The 18,760-nt window shown below is 46.4% G+C and carries 19 protein-coding genes, 5 tRNA genes and 1 other RNA gene; 10 read left to right on the top strand and 15 right to left on the bottom strand.

Going from position 1 to position 18,760, the window contains the following annotated elements; genetic code table 11:
* Positions 1-27 precede the first annotated feature (27 nt).
* From ACODJP_RS07065 to ACODJP_RS07055, 3 genes are all read right to left on the bottom strand, one after another.
* Positions 28-813, bottom strand: coding sequence for an ABC transporter ATP-binding protein (locus tag ACODJP_RS07065; RefSeq protein WP_422479937.1), 786 nt, complete (start codon positions 811-813; stop codon positions 28-30).
* A gap of 65 nt (positions 814-878) precedes the next feature.
* The gene (locus ACODJP_RS07060) at positions 879-1,655 is read right to left on the bottom strand and encodes a FadR/GntR family transcriptional regulator (RefSeq protein WP_422479935.1); all 777 of its coding nucleotides are present in this window, start codon (positions 1,653-1,655) and stop codon (positions 879-881) included.
* Between the two features lie 259 nt (positions 1,656-1,914).
* The gene (locus tag ACODJP_RS07055) at positions 1,915-2,646 is read right to left on the bottom strand and encodes a FadR/GntR family transcriptional regulator (RefSeq protein ID WP_422479933.1); all 732 of its coding nucleotides are present in this window, start codon (positions 2,644-2,646) and stop codon (positions 1,915-1,917) included.
* Between the two features lie 327 nt (positions 2,647-2,973).
* On the opposite strand from ACODJP_RS07055, the gene ACODJP_RS07050 reads away from it, so the two are divergent.
* Positions 2,974-3,492 (top strand): hypothetical protein, encoded by a 519-nt coding sequence (locus tag ACODJP_RS07050; RefSeq protein ID WP_422479931.1) that lies wholly within the window; start codon positions 2,974-2,976, stop codon positions 3,490-3,492.
* Positions 3,493-3,552: 60 nt separating this feature from the next.
* Here ACODJP_RS07050 and ACODJP_RS07045 read toward each other — a convergent pair whose 3' ends face one another.
* The 11 genes from ACODJP_RS07045 to deoC all read right to left on the bottom strand — a co-directional run bounded on the left by ACODJP_RS07045 (position 3,553) and on the right by deoC (position 14,028).
* Positions 3,553-4,464, bottom strand: coding sequence for a transcriptional regulator (locus tag ACODJP_RS07045; protein WP_422479929.1), 912 nt, complete (start codon positions 4,462-4,464; stop codon positions 3,553-3,555).
* A gap of 6 nt (positions 4,465-4,470) precedes the next feature.
* The gene (locus tag ACODJP_RS07040; RefSeq protein ID WP_422479927.1) at positions 4,471-5,145 is read right to left on the bottom strand and encodes a metallophosphoesterase; all 675 of its coding nucleotides are present in this window, start codon (positions 5,143-5,145) and stop codon (positions 4,471-4,473) included.
* 2 nt (positions 5,146-5,147) lie between these two features.
* Positions 5,148-5,909 (bottom strand): SDR family NAD(P)-dependent oxidoreductase, encoded by a 762-nt coding sequence (locus ACODJP_RS07035; RefSeq protein ID WP_422479925.1) that lies wholly within the window; start codon positions 5,907-5,909, stop codon positions 5,148-5,150.
* Entirely contained in the window at positions 5,909-6,427 is a 519-nt protein-coding gene (locus tag ACODJP_RS07030) for a cupin domain-containing protein (protein ID WP_422479923.1), read from the bottom strand. The genes ACODJP_RS07035 and ACODJP_RS07030 overlap by 1 nt, the downstream gene beginning before the upstream one ends.
* Positions 6,415-7,245 carry a purine-nucleoside phosphorylase gene (locus tag ACODJP_RS07025; RefSeq protein WP_422479921.1) on the bottom strand — a complete coding sequence of 277 codons (831 nt, stop codon included), beginning with the start codon at positions 7,243-7,245 and terminating at the stop codon, positions 6,415-6,417. Before ACODJP_RS07025 ends, ACODJP_RS07030 begins: the two co-directional genes overlap by 13 nt.
* A gap of 18 nt (positions 7,246-7,263) precedes the next feature.
* Positions 7,264-8,205 (bottom strand): ABC transporter permease, encoded by a 942-nt coding sequence (locus tag ACODJP_RS07020; protein WP_422480398.1) that lies wholly within the window; start codon positions 8,203-8,205, stop codon positions 7,264-7,266.
* 76 nt (positions 8,206-8,281) lie between these two features.
* Positions 8,282-9,385, bottom strand: a complete 1,104-nt coding sequence (locus tag ACODJP_RS07015) for an ABC transporter permease (protein WP_422479919.1) — start codon at positions 9,383-9,385, stop codon at positions 8,282-8,284.
* A complete protein-coding gene (locus tag ACODJP_RS07010; RefSeq protein ID WP_422479917.1) occupies positions 9,382-10,902 on the bottom strand; it encodes an ABC transporter ATP-binding protein in 1,521 nt (506 codons plus the stop codon). Before ACODJP_RS07010 ends, ACODJP_RS07015 begins: the two co-directional genes overlap by 4 nt.
* A 119-nt stretch (positions 10,903-11,021) precedes the next feature.
* Entirely contained in the window at positions 11,022-12,101 is a 1,080-nt protein-coding gene (locus tag ACODJP_RS07005) for a BMP family lipoprotein (RefSeq protein WP_422479915.1), read from the bottom strand.
* Positions 12,102-12,215: 114 nt separating this feature from the next.
* Entirely contained in the window at positions 12,216-13,370 is a 1,155-nt protein-coding gene (locus ACODJP_RS07000) for a thymidine kinase (RefSeq protein WP_422479913.1), read from the bottom strand.
* Positions 13,357-14,028 (bottom strand): deoxyribose-phosphate aldolase, encoded by a 672-nt coding sequence (gene deoC, locus ACODJP_RS06995; protein ID WP_422480396.1) that lies wholly within the window; start codon positions 14,026-14,028, stop codon positions 13,357-13,359. The genes ACODJP_RS07000 and deoC overlap by 14 nt, the downstream gene beginning before the upstream one ends.
* A gap of 141 nt (positions 14,029-14,169) precedes the next feature.
* On the opposite strand from deoC, the gene ACODJP_RS06990 reads away from it, so the two are divergent.
* From ACODJP_RS06990 to ACODJP_RS06980, 3 genes are read left to right on the top strand one after another with little or no spacing between them, the layout of a single operon-like run.
* Positions 14,170-15,093, top strand: a complete 924-nt coding sequence (locus ACODJP_RS06990; protein WP_422479911.1) for an 8-oxo-dGTP diphosphatase — start codon at positions 14,170-14,172, stop codon at positions 15,091-15,093.
* Entirely contained in the window at positions 15,090-16,040 is a 951-nt protein-coding gene (locus ACODJP_RS06985; protein ID WP_422479909.1) for an aldo/keto reductase, read from the top strand. Before ACODJP_RS06990 ends, ACODJP_RS06985 begins: the two co-directional genes overlap by 4 nt.
* An 18-nt stretch (positions 16,041-16,058) precedes the next feature.
* The gene (locus ACODJP_RS06980) at positions 16,059-16,658 is read left to right on the top strand and encodes an IMPACT family protein (RefSeq protein ID WP_422479907.1); all 600 of its coding nucleotides are present in this window, start codon (positions 16,059-16,061) and stop codon (positions 16,656-16,658) included.
* Here the strand turns inward: ACODJP_RS06980 and ACODJP_RS06975 are convergent.
* Positions 16,646-17,911 carry a M28 family peptidase gene (locus tag ACODJP_RS06975; protein ID WP_422479905.1) on the bottom strand — a complete coding sequence of 422 codons (1,266 nt, stop codon included), beginning with the start codon at positions 17,909-17,911 and terminating at the stop codon, positions 16,646-16,648. The genes ACODJP_RS06980 and ACODJP_RS06975 overlap by 13 nt on opposite strands.
* Positions 17,912-18,060: 149 nt before the next feature.
* Here ACODJP_RS06975 and ACODJP_RS06970 point away from each other — a divergent pair.
* The 6 genes from ACODJP_RS06970 (at position 18,061) to ffs (ending at position 18,739) form a co-directional block, all read left to right on the top strand.
* Positions 18,061-18,145, top strand: a tRNA-Ser gene (locus tag ACODJP_RS06970).
* Positions 18,146-18,201: 56 nt separating this feature from the next.
* Positions 18,202-18,288 (top strand) — tRNA-Ser (locus ACODJP_RS06965).
* Between the two features lie 35 nt (positions 18,289-18,323).
* A tRNA-Arg gene (locus tag ACODJP_RS06960) sits at positions 18,324-18,397 on the top strand.
* A gap of 16 nt (positions 18,398-18,413) precedes the next feature.
* Positions 18,414-18,501: transfer RNA gene (locus tag ACODJP_RS06955), tRNA-Ser, on the top strand.
* Between the two features lie 28 nt (positions 18,502-18,529).
* Positions 18,530-18,617, top strand: a tRNA-Ser gene (locus ACODJP_RS06950).
* A 23-nt stretch (positions 18,618-18,640) separates the two neighbouring features.
* Positions 18,641-18,739: signal recognition particle sRNA small type (gene ffs / locus ACODJP_RS06945), an RNA gene on the top strand.
* The last annotated feature ends 21 nt before the right edge of the window (positions 18,740-18,760 follow it).

Genomic DNA, 18,760 nt, shown 5'->3' with positions numbered 1-18,760 from the left:
ATAAGACCAATATACTATGGTGAAGCCTCAACACCAAGCGTTAAATCGACCTTCACGCTCTGAGACAAAAATTCGGGTCCCATATGCCTGACTCAAGACATCCTCGTTCAAGACATCTTCCTTTGGACCATCTGCAATGATTTTCCCCTCCTTCATTACTACCACCCGACCTATCGGTTGGATTATTTCAGAAAGGTCATGGGTAACCAATATCAGAGTTCGTCCATCCTGTACGAATGCCTCTAGAGAATCTCTGTACATTCGCTTAGCGGGAAGATCCAGATTCGAAACGGCCTCATCCAATAGCATGACCTCGGGATTATGAACCACAGCCCGGGTAAGCAACACCCTTCGCGCCTCCCCTGAGGAGAGCGTTCTCATCGGCTTTTCTTTCAGATGGAACACTTCCTGATCTTTTAGACATTGATCCGCCATATCTACCATATCGCTGGTCACCTGATGATGGAAATCGAGTCCGATACTACTGAAAAACCCTGACAAGACGATATGCCGAACAGAAAAGGTAGTATTGCACATATATTGCAGCGACTGAGAGACTATTCCCATCCTCTTTCTAAGCTCTAGGACTCTCCAACGCTCTTGACCGAAGATCAAGCGTTTGCTCTCTGGAGCCCATAACGGATGTACCTCCTGACTTATCACCTGTACAAGAGTTGATTTCCCAGCTCCATTGGAACCAATGATTGCAACATGCTCAGTCGGATACACATCGAGAGAAAGAGAGTCGACAATAGGTCTTCCACTTCTGCGGACAGTGATATTACGTAAGGATATGATTGGTTCAACGGACATCGAAAAGCCTCCACGTACCCATCAGAATAGGGGTAAGAGGAGGCTTCTTGCAAGAGATAACCAGCCTATGCGAAAGCGAACTTGGTCCTCTTTTCAGCATGTGATTCAATGCGTTTCTTCAAATTGGTCAGATTCACCAAGACTAGGGCTACAGCCAAATCTGTTTGACCGCTTTGCAGAGCTTCTGCAATATAGAGATATTCACGGACCTTCTTCTCGTACTCTTCAATAGTAACCGCAGAATAGGAGAGACTTTCATCAAGCAATGGAGAGAGGTTCTCGTAAATGGCATCCAATATGATATTGTCGTTCGAACGGACCAATACCGTATGGAAAAGACCTTCATATCTGCGGAACTCTTCCATAGCATACTGGTCATGAACCCTGATCCCCTGCAAGGACTCATCCATCTTTCCTGCAGATAAGAGCAGTTCCTTCACAATTTCTTTTCGTCGAGGATTACGGGTAAAATCACGTGCAGCGGAAACCTCGACACTCGTACGGACCTGAACCAAATCCAACAGCAACTTCGTATCACTACTCCCACTACGGATGATTGAATCTGTTAAAGATTCGACGAATTGGTCTAAGTTATTACATTTAACGGAAGCACGACGTCCTTGGCTTATCGTCAGCAACCCCTTCGCTTCAAGCTGTTTGAAAGCCTCTCTAATCGAACGTGAGCTTGCTCCAAACTTGTCAGCCAATTCCTGTTGGGAAGGCAACAGCTCACCAGTGCCCAACTCTCCCGAAAGAATCATTTCTTCGAGATAGTTTGCTATTCTTGCCGACTTGGTCCGGCCTTGGAGAGCACTTTGTGGTATGCGCTCAATAACGTCCATGTAGATGGACCTCCTCATTATTTCCTCAACTTATGACAACTCTTAAAAAGATTCTGTCACAAGTAAACAAGCATATGTACTTCTGTAGTGTACTATACAACAACTTTTTTGGCAAGAGCCACTACAAACTATAATCTAGTGTCATGAGTTTGGTTCTATGTTTGTCAACTCTTGGCACAACCCATCTGTGCAAGGCATACAAAAACGGCAAGGAAAAGCTGTTTTCCCTGCCGTATAAGCTAATGCACGAATTGTTGAATCAGATGATTGTCGCCTCCAACTTACCTCGAATAGCTGTAAGATGGACAAGAGCTAGAGCAACAGCAAGGTCTGTCTGGCCTTGCTCCAAAGCCTCAACAAGGTAGCGGTGTTCCCGTGTACTTTTCTCCAATTCTGCGTATGTATTGGAAATCTGATCCATACTTGAATAAAGCAGAGGAGAGAGGTTTTCATATATAGCAGTAAGTATGACGTTGTCATTGGAATCAATCAATGTTTTGTGGAAGTTGAAGTCGTGGCTATTCCATTGGGCTGCAGCCTCCTGTTCTCCCGACTTCAGACGAGGCAACAAAGCCTCCATCTTCGTAGTCAAGTTATCGAGAGAGCGGACAAGAATACTTCTCTGGTCACTACGGGAAAGCTCCCTGGTAGCGGAGACCTCAACGGTAGTCCTTACCTGCATGAGGTCGAGCAAAAGCTTCTTGTCTGTGGTGTGGTTGCTAATAAGCGTAGATGACAGTGAAGCAACAAACTGTTCAAGATTGTTCGACTTTACCATAGCACGCTTACCCTGACTAATGGTCACCAACCCTTTCGCTTCCAACTGCTTGAAGGCTTCGCGAATGGAGCGAGAACTTGCATTGAACTCTACAGCAAGCTCCTGTTGCGAAGGGAGCGGCTCTCCAGCCTGATATACCTTGGTCAATATCATCTCTTCTATCTGACGAGCTATTTGTGCGGATTTGGTCTCCGAACTGAACGAAGTTATCATGACTTTCAATTCTCCTATATCTGATTCATTATGACATATTTCCCTCGAAAAGAATACTACAAAACAATTTGCTTGCATGTTTTGCTATCTTTGCCCCAATCTTTTGACACAAGAGCCATATCACTACCATGACTCGAATAAAATCAGTGTATCGCCTCAAGCTTAATATTTCGAAAAAGATCTTAAGAACTATGTATAGCCTGTCTACTTTATATTTATATTATATATATTTATGGATTTTAAAATTCTCGATTCGGTATATTCTATTACATCTTCACCTGAGAAAAAACTATTGACACAAGTATCCACGATTGCTACATTATTTTTATGAAAAGAGGGAAAAAGAAGCAAAATGGCGACACACATAGGTATAAACTCTTTATTTTTAGCATCGCACTCTTCGTATCTTTTACCCTAGTTGCAGCTCCTCCACAAAATAGCGACCCTATTTACATGGACTCTGAGATATTGACCCTCAACTCAACAATCCTTGCGGAAACAACATTTCAAATCATTGGCCCCTCTACCATAGACCTGACATTGGGAACAACCCATACTGGCCAATATACCTATGAATCGAACGCTGATATCTATCTAACAATAGCAAGTGAACATAATGAAGGTACCACCATGCGATTGAAACATGAGAGTGCAGAAGCCTTCATCACCTACCTCATGTCTTTCGATTATGGTGACGGCATACTCCAACCAGTTGATCATGGTATACCGAAACCTATGCAAGGTCTTGAGATCAATGGGAGTTTCGAAATTCTGGCCCCCGAAGATGAGATGGCATTGGCAGGAAATTACTCCGATACCATTACCTTCACCTTTGAAACCGAATGAATGGTATGCAAGCAAACTTTCGTTGCCTGCACTCGCTTTATTTGGCAATAGGAAACACTATCAACGATAGTTTCTCGTCAATCGTTCCTTCACCCAAATCTTCCAACGTTTGAACCAACCGGCAGCGAATTTATGTTTGAAGTCACCAGTAGCGTGTTGAATGGTCACCTCTTCCTCCAAACCATGCTTGAGATTATCCCAATGTCGCACTATCCAGAGATACAAATCCCCATAGGTATTTCCGGGAAAAGCTCGTAGAAGACCATCTTCTCTAATCTGCATAACAATGGGAAGAAAGACTGTTTCATACCAAGATTGGGCAGCTTTCTCCAAAGGAATCTCGTATTTCACGTGCTCATTCATGTAGTATTTGTGGACAAGTATATGGTTCACTATTTCGGGATACATACCGGGAGAAGAGAACTTCACTAGATCCATGTCCAGAAAAGAGTCGAAGTTATATTCCTCAACGAATCGCTCCCTTTCATACTGGACCACCCGTTTTATCAGTTGGGTTCTGGTCAATCCTGGTTCGAGAGGTATTTGGGAATCGAGTTCCACCACTTCGGCATCGATAAATTCCACTCCCTGCATCTTAGCAACCGAGACTCGGTGGTTTCCATCACGAACGAAATAATAGTCTCCAAGCTTGTAAACACTTATCGGTGGAAGAGTCACTTGCTTGAGATGAGCTTCATCGATACTTTGCCAACGATTGCGGAGCATCTCTTTTCGAGGATAGAAGGCCAATGTAAAATCATGGTAACGACCTTCGCTACCAATAATATTATTGATAGGAATAGCCATATGGCCTCGATATGTTTCCCGTCGAGGACGTATGAGTTTTGTCACTTCATAAAATGAAAGGAGTTCATTGTTCTTCCATCGTAAAGTGGAAAGCAACTCCTGCATCCTCGCCTTGGAACGGGCCTTGGAGAAATCTTCCCTACTCGTAAAACTGGAGAATCCCATATATTCTCAATCCTTCTCCAAAAGAAAACTTCCAAAAATATTGACTATCTCTGTCTCGCAATAGTGCATGACACGTGGAGAGTTTAAATCAAACAGGTGGATGTGTCCATGTAGTAGATATCGTGGCTTAAACTTTCTCATGAACCAAAGGAAGGCCTTAAATCCCGTATGACAGAGATCCTCTCGATCGCCCAAACCCCTAGGGGGAGCATGTGTTATAAGGATATCCAAGTATCTACCGTAGCGGATCCGGTTATAGAACAGTTTGGGAAGCAACTTAAAGACTCTTAGATACATCTCCAACTCGGTGTATTGGTGTTCCCCATGATTATATCTCATGGAACCTCCTAGCCCAGCCAACAAGAGCCCACTTGCAGGGTCCCTCAGCGCCAAACCATCGATGAAATCGCCACCGACCCCCCAGCCCATACGGGACCGTTCGAATCTAAGGTCATAGGCATCCTCGAGTCCAAAGCGTTTGGTAAATTTCGGAAGATCTTCAACATGATGGTTGCCAAATATAAAGTAGAAAGGCCTATTCAACGAAGATACAATGAATTCGTAATACTTTAGTGGAAGATCTCCTGCCGAAATGACCATATCAACATCACCATATCTTTCAACAACATGGGAAGAGTAGACTAAAGGGTCCTTTTCATCTGCCACACAAAGGATTTTCATCGTTACATCATAGCATAACCACAATCCGCTGCAACAATTTCTCCAGTCATCGCAGAGGATGCACCGGAAGACAAGAAACAAACAAGAGAAGCAATTTCTTGCGGAGAAACTAATCGCCCAAGCGCAGCACGTTGCTCGTAAAGGCGGACGAGATCTGGAGCATGTTCACGTAATGAACGGGCATCCAGTAGCCCCGGAGCTACAGCATTCACACGAATTCCGTAGGGGGCATATTCTGCAGCCAAAGATCTCGTGTAGGCTGCAACAGCCCCCTTTGAAGCATCGTAGTGGGCTGTAAGTCCAAATCCTGGGCGCAGCGCATTGATGCTAGCAACATTGACTACCACTCCTCGACTCTCCTTTAGAACTTCAAACGTAGATCTGAGCACTCGCCAAATACCCTTCAGATTTATGTCCATCACGGCGTCCCAATCTTCCTCTGATAATTGCTGTTGAGATGAAGAAGTGAAAATCCCAGCATTGTTTACTACGATATCGAGCGTGCCAAAACGTGATATGGTCTCATCTACTGCAGACTTGATTACCGTATCGTCCCGCACATTCCCATAGCATGCAAATGAATCTACATGGTCTAGACATGAAAGCCTGTTCGCAAGCAGCTCGGTCCTCTCACGAGACGATTTTGTCCCATAGAGCAGAGCCACCGAAACACCCTGCATAGCCAAAGCGGTAGCTATTGCTCCACCAAGATTACCCGATGCTCCGGTAACTAAGGCACGTTTGCCCTGTAATCCAAAATCCATTATTGAGCTCCTCTTGGTAAGAATTGTAGCAACAAGTCGCTTTCTTCTGGATATCGCATACAAATGCTGCGATCAGCCAAAACGAAATCATCTGGGTGGTATGCCGGATTCATGACTGTGCTACACAGGGCATAACCATGAGTACCGTCAGCAAGTATACGCGATCCCTGCCAACTATTGCCGAGTACAACAGAGACCGATTCCCTCTCTGGACCAAAACCAAGGATCCGAGTCTCTACTACCGATCCAGGATGGATGATTACTTGTTCCACAGGGTCCCCAGCTATCCAAGTCCATACCTCAAGTCCTGCCAGCCAATGGAGTGCTGAAAAGCTCTCCTTCGTCATCAGGTAATAGATAACACTCGAGAGGGGGAGCTCAGATGCAACAAAATTTCCGAGATGTGCGGTCGGAATCCGTTGGGTATCGAGAAAAATATTCCTATAATAACCACCCTCGCCTTCCAAGGGTTCCAATCCAAGTCGAGAAATCAGCTCTTGTGCTTCTACACTGGCCATGCGGCGGTTATAACCTTCACAAGTGCGGAGAAAGTTGACTTTACCCGCTCTCCCGTTTCAAGGACCTCCTCATGGTTCAAGGGTTGGTCCAGAATCCCTGCTGCCATATTGGTAAGGCAAGATATACCCAAGACTTCCATGCCGGCATGTCGAGCTGCGATTACTTCTGGAACCGTGGACATTCCAACGGCATCGGCTCCGCATGCTCGAGCAAAACGGACTTCAGCTGGTGTTTCGAACGAAGGACCAGTAAAAAGTTGGTAAATTCCCTCGCGTACAACGACTCCCAACTTAGAGGCTTGTTCTCTGGCCATTGCCCGTAGTTTTTCCGAATATGCTGTGCTCATATCGAAAAATCGCTCTCCTAACTCAGAAATATTAATTCCACGGAGAGGATTGTCTGGAATCAACTTTATATGGTCGCTTATCAACATAAGATCACCGGGTTGCCATGATGTATTCACACAACCGGCGGCATTAGTGACCAAAAGATTTCGAATCCCAAGTACTCTCATCATTTGTACAGGAAATACTACCGTATCCATGCCATACCCTTCGTAGAAATGGAAGCGCCCTTGCATGACCAGAACTCTTTTGCCTCCGAGCATACCTGCAACCAGACGACCGGCATGCCCTGGTACAGTAGAGACAGGAAAGTGGGGGATCTTGGCATAAGGAACAGCGACAGAATCTTCCAATTCATTGGCAAGATCCCCAAGTCCAGAGCCAAGGATCATCCCAATGGAAACGGGTTCTTCACCAATCATCTGCCTTACATATTCGGCTGCTTCATGTAGCTTCTTCATGATATCACTCATAATTGGACCTCTTATTTGTCAGAAAGGTTCTCCAACAGCCTTCGGGGCTGCAGAGCGTTTCGAGAATGCCACCAGAGCCAGAAGTGTAACCACATACGGAAACACCTTGAAGAATACAGGAGGAATGACTCCCAATTGAGGAATGACCTGGGAAACATTCGCAATCGTCGTAGCAGTTCCAAAGAAGAAGGTAGCCCCTAATATCCCCAGAGGTTTCCATTGGCCGAAAATCAAGGCTGCAATGGATAGGAAGCCAAGTCCTGCAACGGTACCATTAAATTCTCCCGAATAGGTAACCAGGATAATGCTCCCTCCGAGTCCTGCCAAAGCTCCCGACATTCCCACTCCGAAATACCGCATCTTATAGACATTCACACCTGCAGAAGCGACAGCTGACGGGTGTTCACCACAAGCCCTGAGACGCAATCCAAACGATGTTTTATAGAGAAGGAACCATGAAGCCCCCCATACTGCGAGAGCTACCCATGTGCTCCAGTAAGACTGGGTAAAGAATAAAGTCCCTAATCCAGGAATATCTGATAGCAAGGGAATGTCACGACGGACAATTCCCAACATGATACGGACATTTCCACTTCCAGCGATTGTCCTGGCAAGATAGACTGTCAAAGCACTTGCCAACATATTTATTGCAGTACCGCTGATTACCTGGTCAGCCTTCAAATTAATAGATGCAAACGCATGCAACATAGAGAACAATGCCCCTGCGAGTACACCCATGAGCAACCCCAAGGGCAATGCCGCCTCAAGAAGCGTCTGTTCAGTCATGCGGATAGTTAATGCAGAGGCAAAATAGCCTACCAACATCAAACCTTCCAATCCAAGGTTCGTAACACCACTGCGCTCACTGTAAAGGCCTCCTAGAGCAGTTACCAGCAAGGGAATCGTATAGGCGATCGCATAGGGAAGTATTCTACCCACGATCTGTATGGAGGAGACCATCGCCAAGAGGACGAGTCCGATCACTACAATGAGAAGTACTCCCAGACGGGTGGTCAAAAAGCTTTTTCTTGTTGCATCACTCATGGCTCACCTCCTCTATATCCTGTTCTTGGCTGGCTTTCAGCTCTCTTTTGGCTTTTCTTCTCCTTCCCACCATATCCCAGAACCTACTGAAGAGTACGCTGGTTGCAGTGAAGTAGATGATAGTAGCAATAATCGTATCAGCAATTTCAGGGGGAACTTCAGTCATGGCATTCATGAAACCTTTACCTGATTGCAACATGCCAAAGAAAAGTCCGGAGAAGAAAACTCCGATAGGATTGCTTGCACCAAGGAGAGCCACTGCAATTCCATCGAAACCCATCTGAGGCATGACACCTATCTGGATATTCCGAGAATATCCAGTATAGTAGGTCATACCAGCCAATCCGGCTAACCCTCCTGCAATCATCATGGAGATGACCACATTCCTGTTTACCTTTATACCAGCATATTCGGCACAGAACCTATTGGATCCGACAGCCTTCAGTTCAAATCCCAATGTGGTTTTATCGAGGATGAATTTGATCACGAGTACAGCTATAATCGCAACAAAGATTCCGAGATTCATGTATCCGCCACCAAAAATTTTAGTAAGCCAAGGTGATCGTAAGGTCTGCTCTATCGCTATGGACATCGATTCTGTCTCCAACGAAGGACCTTTCAGATAGGCAGGAACGAAATAGTATATGGACCAGTAGGCTATCCAGTTCATCATAATCGTTGCAACAACTTCGTGGACATTAAATTTTGCTTTCAAAATTCCAGGAATGACGCCCCAAAGAGCTCCTCCCAAAAATGCAGCTAGGATAATTACAAGAAGGTATAATGGCCTCGGCAAGAATACATAATGAGCAACTAGTGTCGCACACAAACCTCCTACCAATATCTGTCCTGCCGCTCCAATATTGAAGAGACCAGTCTTAAAGGCAAAGGCAACAGAGAGACCAACCAGAACGAGGGTAATAGCAGTAGCAAGGGTATTGCCAATACGCTCCATATTCATAAGTCCACCACGGAATAGGTAATAGAATCCCTCGAAAGGATTGCTGCCTATTGCCATCATGAGTACTCCACCGGCTATCAATCCGAGAACGACTGCCGAAATGGCTATAAGGAACGCGTTGCTCTTCATTCTCATTGGGCAGCCTCCTTGTTCTTGACGCCAGCCATCATAAGACCGACCTCCTCCTCATTGGTTTCCTTGGTGTGCACGACATCCACCAACTCACCACTATTCATAACGGCTATCCGATCCGATAGATTGAAAATCTCATCCAATTCAAAGGATACCAACAAGACCGCTTTTCCCTTATTCCTATGCTCGACCAATCGTTTATGGATATACTCAATTGCCCCCACATCCAATCCTCGGGTAGGTTGCACGGCAATAATCAGGTCAGGCTCTAGAGCCATTTCCCGTCCAACAATAGCCTTTTGCTGGTTTCCTCCTGAAAGTTTACCTGCATGGGAATGGATTCCTTCTCCAGATCGGACATCAAAAGCTTCACATATATCCTGGGCATGCTTGTCAATCACACCCTGCTGGAGAATTCCTCGCTTACTGAACGGCTCTCTATAGTATTCTTTGATTACCATATTGGCGCCAAGGGATGACGTCATGACCAAACCACGTTTCTGCCTATCCTCAGGAATATGGCCTATTCCAGACTCGTTCCTATCACGGATTGATGCATGAGTGATATCTTGTCCATTTAAAAACACTTTTCCGGAAACAATAGGTCTCAATCCAGTGATAGCCTCCACGAGCTCCGACTGTCCATTCCCATCGACACCAGCGATACCTACAATTTCACCCGCAAAGACCTCTAAAGAAAAATTCTTTACAGCCGGAAGTTTCTTGAAGTTCTGGACATTGAGGTCTTTGACAGCAAGAACAGCATCACCAATCTCCATTGCCTCTTTCACCACCTTGAAATTTACCGGTCTTCCAACCATCATAGCTGCCATCTTTGCCTGCGATGTGGCCTCTACATCGACTACATCTACCAACTTACCCCTTCGAATGATGGTGCATCGATCGCCAACAGCTTTAATTTCGTCCAGCTTATGGGTTATGAGAATTACTGACTTCCCCTCCTTGACCATATTGCGCATGATCTGCATGAGCTCTTCGATCTCTTGGGGGGTCAACACAGCCGTCGGTTCGTCAAAAATTAAAATCTCAGCATCACGGTAGAGCATTTTCAGTATCTCAACCCGTTGCTGCATACCAACGGTGATGTCCTCAATAACCGATTCGGGATTGATACTAAGGCCATACTGCTCGGAGAGTGCCTTGATCTTCTTCCCGGCACTTTTTCTATCAAGGAAGAAACCGCCTTCCATACCAAGGATGATATTTTCGGTAACCGTGAAATTCTGCACCAATTGGAAGTGCTGGTGGACCATGCCGATCCCTAGATCGGTGGCATCATTGGGAGATGCAATATGCACCTCCTTTCCCCGTACTTTGATGGTTCCCCGGTCGGCATGGTACAAACCGAACAGAATGCTCATCAAAGTAGACTTCCCGGCTCCATTCTCACCGAGAATGGCGTGGATCTCACCCTTTTCCACTTGCAAGGTTATGTTATCGTTGGCAACGATACCAGGAAATTCCTTGCGGATATTCAACATTTCTATTACATGACTCATCGGGCGTCAGCCTCCTTGAGAGCACGGTCATACCGTGCATTGTTAAAAGCAAACCTTCATTCAACAAGAGCCGCCTGGAGGGCGGCCCTTGTATTGTTGCTTGAATTTAAACAGCTTTTTTATTTGAAGAGTCCGGGAAGCTGCTCTGCAGCGACCTTGACTTCTCCACTTTTGAGCTTGGCATACAATTCGTCAATCTGACCTTCGACATCGTCGGAAAGGTTTGGATTCTCAACCGGGATACCGATACCGTCGTTGGTAGCATCCAAGTGGAGAACTTCACCACCGGGGAAGGTTCCAGCCAATTCGTGCTCAATCATGTCGTAGGAGGCACGATCGAGATACTTCATAGCACTGGTGAGTATAATAGACTTTCCACTGGGCAAGACACCTTCAGGATACTGGTCTACATCGACACCGACGATCCATACTTTCTCTCCGGCTGTTGCACGAGCCTTTGCTTCGTTGATAGCGCCAACACCAACCCCACCGGCAGCAGCGAAGATTACATCAACTCCCTTGTCATACATGGATGCAGCAATCTGCTGTCCAGCAGCAACGTTGTCGAACGAACCCTGATAGAGAACATTCTCTGCCTTGATTGCAATGTCGGTTCCAAGATTTTCATTGGCATACTTAATACCCTGCTGCCAGCCCCAGTTGAATTTCTGGACTGCAGGAATTTCCATACCACCGATAAATCCGAATTCACCCTCCTGGATCTGCAACGATGCTGCTACTCCAGCGAGGAATCCAGATTCATGCTCTGCCCAATAGACTGCGACGACATTTGGTTCAATCCTGAACACAGAATAGTCGGCCGAGTGGGGTTCACCATCGAGGATGACGAACTTAGCATCGGGATACTTGTCCTGGGCCTCGAAAATCGCGGTTTCGAACTTGAAACCAGGAGTGACAATGAAATGGTATCCGGCGTCATAGAGGTTCCCGATTTCCTTGAGATAATCGGCTTCTGTGGTTCCTGCAGGCTTGAGGTACTTGGCTTCGATAAGCCCCTCTTGCTGTGCACGGAGAATACCTTCCCATGTTCCTTGGTTGAACGACTTGTCGTCAATGGTACCTGCATCGGTAACCATTCCGACCTTGAGCAATTGTTTTCCCGCTTCAGCTTGACCCTGTGCGAACACTACTGAGCCAAGGAGCAACAGTACACAAAAAGCAACTAAAAACTTCTTCATGTGAACTCTCCTTACATACGTATGATAGAGTATTTTAGCCCGCTAGTAGGCTGATGTCAAACCAATCCGAGAAAACAACTGTCCAAATTTTATCAATTGTCCGGAATAATGATTTTAATCCACGACCGAGAGCAACGGTTGGTCGAAAGAAACCGGCCTGAGATTGTCGTTGAGGACCTTCGTCATATACGTCCTATCCAGACCCAAGTCATATACAAGACGTACCAATAGATCCTCGGGCAACAAATTTTGTTCGCAGAACAGATAGATGAGTGCTTTTTCTGCCAAACAACCAGGCTTCAGGGCATTCATGAAAATCTGTGCATCCGGACGTTTTCCGTAACGTTGTTCCATATGCCTATAGAGTGCTGATTCGGAAATAGCATGGGTAAGAGCCCGCATTTCCTCTTTTAATGGTCTCGTATCACCACGAGCAGCCTGTTCACCCAATGGCTTCAGATGGAAGAACGTATACTCTTTTGCAGGAAGGTAGTGGTGCTCATCACATCGCGAACAGTAATTTGGACTCAAAGAGTCATCTTTCTGTGTATCTCCTCCAACGATGATCAAGGGATCGAAATAGAGAGCAGGACACTCCACACCATCGACACGATAGTAACGATAGGTATAGAAAGCATCCTTCATACAATCGGGGTGCTCGCAATAGGCTGTAAGTGGAATCACATCGGTTGCTATGTCGAGCATCAATCGGGCTGTTGAATTGAAGATATCACGACGAAAATTTAGGATGAGAGTGGGAAAAATGAAGAGGATTCCACGTTCAAGGCTATGGTTTCGAACTACATAAGCCAATCTTTCATCAAAAAAAGAGGCTTCATCGATAATGAAGGTTCCTACATCGGGGTGGTCGGCAAGGACCTGCTCCAATCCGAAAGAATCGCGGATCCTAGCAATATTATCACCACAGCGGATATATCCATTCCTATATGCAAGCGCGTCGACAGGATATTCCTTGAATCGCTCTCCATCAATTTCAGAACGGATAAAGAAGACTTTTCTCCTATCGACTCCATTGGTACTGGTTAATCGCCGTATGACATCACTTTTCTTTTGTGCAATCGCCGCATCCCGCCAGACACGGGCAGAAAATTCAGTCTTTCCCGATCCCATGGGTCCAATGACCAATACTCTCCTTCCAGGGAGTGTAAAATCAAAATGGGTAAAGGTCTGATGTACTGTAATGGTAGGAAAGCCTAGACTTTTCAGGAAATCATCGGGTAGCTTCTGTTGTTCCTCAGTACGCGGCATGCGAAGCAGCTCCCTGGACAATTGCGATACCACTGCTGGTGCCCAAACGGGTTGCTCCAGAAGAAATCATGGCAACAGCGGTCTCAAAGCTCCTGACTCCTCCTGAAGCCTTCACACCAATGCCCTCTCCAACTACCGAACGCATCAGAGCGACATCCTGTTCAGTTGCCCCACCAGTCGAAAACCCGGTAGAGGTCTTTACAAAGTCAGCCCCAGCACTGACTGAAAGTCTACAAGCAGTCTGTTTCTCCTCATCTGACAACAAACAGGTTTCTATGATAACTTTAAGAAGCTTATCCCCACAAGCCTCTTTCACCAGACGAATATCCTTCTCAACGGCATCCAGGCGCCCCTCCTTGAGCCAACCGACATTGATTACCATATCGATTTCCTCTGCACCATCTTCAATAGCCTTGGACGCCTCGAATGCTTTGCTCTCGCTCTTCATAGCTCCAAGCGGAAATCCAACAACAGTGCAGACTTTGACCGGACTCTCCTTGAGAAGATTGGAACAGGTTGCGGTCCAGCAACTGTTTACACAAACAGACGCAAACGCATGTTGCTTCGCCTCCTGGCAAAGTTGAATTATCTTTTCTTCTGTGGCATTGGTTGCCAAAAGGGTATGGTCAATATAACTGGCTAATTCTTCGGGCTTCATCATATGTCTATCCTCCATGGTATCGGACCATTGTAGATTACTCCATTACGCTTTTCGGTGCAACTGGACTTTGTCTTGAAGGGTATGTATGATCGGTGGCGACTCTTGATTTTTCCCTATTCACAGGCTACTGTCAACTTCATGATACTTGAAAAAATCGCCGAAAACTATCTTTGGTTCCTTGTCGCCATACTAGCAGTCAACCTCTACCAGAGAAAATTTGCTCCTCGTAGTTATAAGAAACGGACAGCGACTCTGATCCTCGCTTCCCTAGCTATGTTATGGCAAGTGTTCATCGTGATCATTCTCAGCAGAGGATGGCCTCATTGGATGGCAATTCCAGCCCTTGTATTGACAGTATTAATTGCTATTCCATTCAGAAATCGCATACTCCTTTTCAAGACCCATTGCGACAGATGCAACGCTCCTCTTACCATGACCGCAACCATTAATTTCGATGACAACCTCTGTGTAAAGTGTTGGGAAGAAGATCATCCTGAGCAAGCCACCACCGAAGAAACTGAGGAGGAGTCCCCCTCTGAAGTCCCGACCATAGCACAAACTAAAAATGTGGATGATATCGACTGGGACAGCTGGGAACCGGACGAGACCGCTGTACTCTGCTACCTGTTCGATGGTGACAACGTTCTCTTGATACATAAGAAGACTGGTCTGGGAAAAGGGCTGGTGAATGCTCCCGGCGGACATATTGAAGAAGCAGAGACAGCTAGCGAGGCAGCTATGCGGGAGATTACTGAAGAGACAGGTGTCACGGTAAGCTCAGTTGAATACAAGGGCTTGCTCGAATTCCAGTTCACTGATGGCCTAGCAATGCGGGGTCACGTCTTCTTCGCCTACGAACACACAGGAGACATCTGTGAGACAGATGAAGCCGATCCATTCTGGTGTCCTATTGCGGAACTTCCCTATGATAAAATGTGGGAAGATGACCCATTGTGGATTCCTCTCGCTCTGGAAGGCAAAAATTTCATCGGAAGATTCATTTTCGATGGAGAAAAAATGCTCAGCAGTAAACTGATTGAGGTGCAAGAACCTTCGGTATGAATAGGGTGCCATTGGAACTTGCCCCCCTTGGCCTCGGATGCTGGGCTTTTGGAGGCGGTTTCTGGTACGACCAGGAACGTCAGGATTCCATTAAAACCATCCATGCTGCCATTCGATCGGGAATACGACATTTCGATACGGCGCAAGGCTACGGGAAAGGGACTTCTGAACAAATTACCGGACAACAACTGAGACGCTTTTCTCATACCGTTCCCCGCGATTCGTTCACACTTGCAACCAAGCTTTTTCTTCCAAGCAAGAGCGACGAGCTCGAATCATTGGTGCGTCGTTCCCTCCAACGTCTCTGTACACCATATATCGACATCCTCTATATCCATTGGCCAGATTCTTCAAAACCGCTCGCACCCTACTTGAATGAGTTGGATCGGATACGCAAGAAAGGATTGTTCAGAATGCTAGGGGTAAGCAATTTCACCGAAGCTCTCCTTGTCCAAGCCATAAAGACAACCGAAATAGCCTATTGCCAAATGCCCGTGTCCCTTGTATGGATGAAAAGTCTGAGAACTCTTGGGCCCCTCTGCAATGAAAACCAAATCAAAATAGTAGGGTATAGCCCTCTCGCCCTTGGTCTGCTCTCAGCCCGTTATAGGACAATGGATGATTTCAAAATCGAAGATCTTCGCAGAAAACTTTTTCCCTTTCAACAGCCCTATCATCACGATTATCTGCTTCTACTGGACAGATTGATTGAAGTAGCGAAACGGTATGGAACCAGCGCTGCCCTAGTCGCGTTGCATTGGGCAAGGCGGCAACCTGTAGAGACAATACTTACCGGAGCGAGAACTAAAGAACAACTATATTCTGTATTGAAAAGTGATGAACTCTTCATCGACAACGACAGTCTAAGCTCAATCGAAGATGCTGCCGATATCTTGGAAAAGCAGATTCCAGAAGAGGAAGACAATCTCTTCTTCCACCGCTGGTGATTGTGATAGGATAGGTCTATGAAAATTCCCATTTCATCACATATGGCAGAAATTGAAGTAAAACGCTCTCGATTCGTTGCACTGGCAGAGAAGATTGAAGATACCGACTTTATCAAGCAACGAATTTCCCAAGTAAGGGCACAGCACCCCCAGGCAAACCATGTTGTTCATGCAGCGGTCTTAGGAACACGAGGAGACCAGTTCAGCATGAGTGATGACCATGAGCCGAAAAACACGGCAGGTCGTCCAGTGTTGGAGATACTTAAGGGAAGTGGTATAACCAGCATTCTGGTGATGGTAGTTCGCTATTTTGGGGGGACTTTATTGGGCACCGGGGGTCTGGTAAAAGCCTATGGGGATGCTACAAAGGCTGTTCTTGATGGCCTAAAAACAGAAGAACTCATCGAAAAATCTACCATAAGGCTCGTGATTGGCTATGATTTATATGATCAAGTAAAACTCCTTCTTTCCGAGAAAGAGGGACAATCTATAGAGAATTTCGCCACAGAGGTAACAATCCGGTGTACGCTTCCTAGCATACATGTGGATGAGGTGATCTCTCGTATCACCGATTTGAGTAGCGGCAGAGCCAACATCTCGATTGATCAGACCTCGTGAGAATCGACCTGTTCAATATATCGTATAGCGATTGAGAGCGCCTCCTCTACTGCCTTTGGATCAATCGATTCGGGTAAATCTTCGGGAGTGTGATAAACTCCTTTACGTTTTCGATTGTCCCAAGGCATCGCCATCAAGGTGACGGATTCGAAACCACATTTTGCAGATTCCGCTGCATCTGTTCCGCCGGTAAGGAAGGCGATTGGCTGACTGAAGGCATCGAAACCCATTGATTTGGCAATTGCTACACACTTGGTAGCCATCTCTTGTGAGAGTTTCACACTTCCATTTATATCGCTAGTAAGAAAAAAGAGATCTTTGGCATCATATGGGCAGTCAACATTGAAATGGTGGATCTTACCATCCAATACGGAAGTATCGCCATTATGGACATTGAAAAAGGCTCGCGATCCCCTCAACCCAGCCTCTTCTCCGTCGAAGGAGGCGAACACCAATCGTGTATGTTGCAACGGTATCCCCATATCGATATTCCTCCGGAAATACTGCGAGAGTTGTACAGCCATAGCGGATGATATCAAATTATCTCCAGCTCCAGGAGTTCCCTCTTTTCCGACAAAATGCCAAAGCTTGAGAACCCATGGAGATGCGACTGTAAGAGTAGCTGCAAGAAAAGCGATCAAGGGCTTTGGGAACCCAAAGGAGAAAATTCCTCCCGAAAAGAGTTGGTTAACGGTATCGAGAAGGGAGATTAATGTGAGAAGAATGAAGGAACCAAGACCGATACCCACACGCACCATGTAGAGATGCGGTTTTTCTGTAAAGAAATTAAAGACCTTCGCACTATCGTGATGACCACTGAATACCACGGTATGGCGAACCTCGGAGATAGGCTCCATAACACCATAGACATTCACCCCCGTTGCCTTGGGATACCATCGGTCCACGACCTCTCGGTACAAGAAAAACTCATAGGTCATGATGATGATTCCTCCAAAAGAGAGAAGGAGACTCAAGATAGGAAAGGAGAACCAGAGAAAAAGTAGCGCAAACGGATAAATCACCACCAAAATCCTAATCCATCCCAGAAAAGCGTCGGGATGTAGAGAGAAGGATTCACGTTTTACGGTATCACAAGAGGCTTCCAGCGATTGTCCTAAGATTTCTGCAGTCTGTAGACAAGATTCCGAGCCAACCAGTCGGTTTCCGAATCGTTCAATAAGATCGGCTACCATGGAAATGGACTGTTTCGCCATCCGTCCTGCCTGCAATTTTTCCATCTTGATTTTTGCCATGCGATACCTCGTCATTATCATGGCTACAGGGAAGGAGCCTGTCAAGGCGAGAACAGGAATCGATGTCGATGCAAGTTGTGGGACAGCAAGGCAATTCCCCGCTTTACTTGACAAAGAGAAGCCCCATCGCTATAGTGTGAATCCTGATTGGAGAGATGTCCGAGCGGTCGAAGGAGGCGGTCTTGAAAACCGTTGAGGCGCGAGTCTCCGGGGGTTCGAATCCCTCTCTCTCCGCTACTATGCTTTTCCGGTCAGTAGCTAATAAATAGGCTACCTATCGGTAGTTCCCTGGAGAGGTGCGAGAGCGGCCGAATCGGGCTCCCTGCTAAGGAGTTGTACTGGTAACGGTACCGGGGGTTCGAATCCCCCCCTCTCCGTTTTTTTGGTTTTTTTTGAGTTTATCATATGTTTCGTAGCCATAGCTCAGCTGGATAGAGCATCAGATTGCGGATCTGGAGGTCGGAGGTTCGAATCCTCTTGGCTACAATGGCGAGGCCCGCCGGGAGAGATGTCCGAGTGGTCGAAGGAGACGGATTCGAAATCCGTTGTACCGTTTTTCGGTACCGAGGGTTCGAATCCCTCTCTCTCCGCTTCGTTTCTTTCTTTTTTTTTGACCTTGGAGAGATGTCCGAGTGGTCGAAGGTGCACCCTTGGAAGGGGTGTGAGCTCTAACCGGGCTCCGAGGGTTCGAATCCCTCTCTCTCCGTAGATATTCCCCCTTGGTGTTGATGGTAGATTCTGTGCTATCGCTCTTCGCCTAACCCCGTCAGGACCGGAAGGTAGCAGCGGTAAGCGATTGATCGATGAGCCACAGCCAATGTATCGGAGCCAAGGGGGTTTTTCATCCTT

This window comes from Pleomorphochaeta sp. DL1XJH-081, assembly GCF_049310885.1.
Taxonomy (GTDB): Bacteria; Spirochaetota; Spirochaetia; order Sphaerochaetales; family Sphaerochaetaceae; genus CAYZJV01.
The sequence above is the reverse complement of the archived record's forward strand: the minus strand, read 5'-3'. Positions and strand labels throughout refer to the sequence as shown.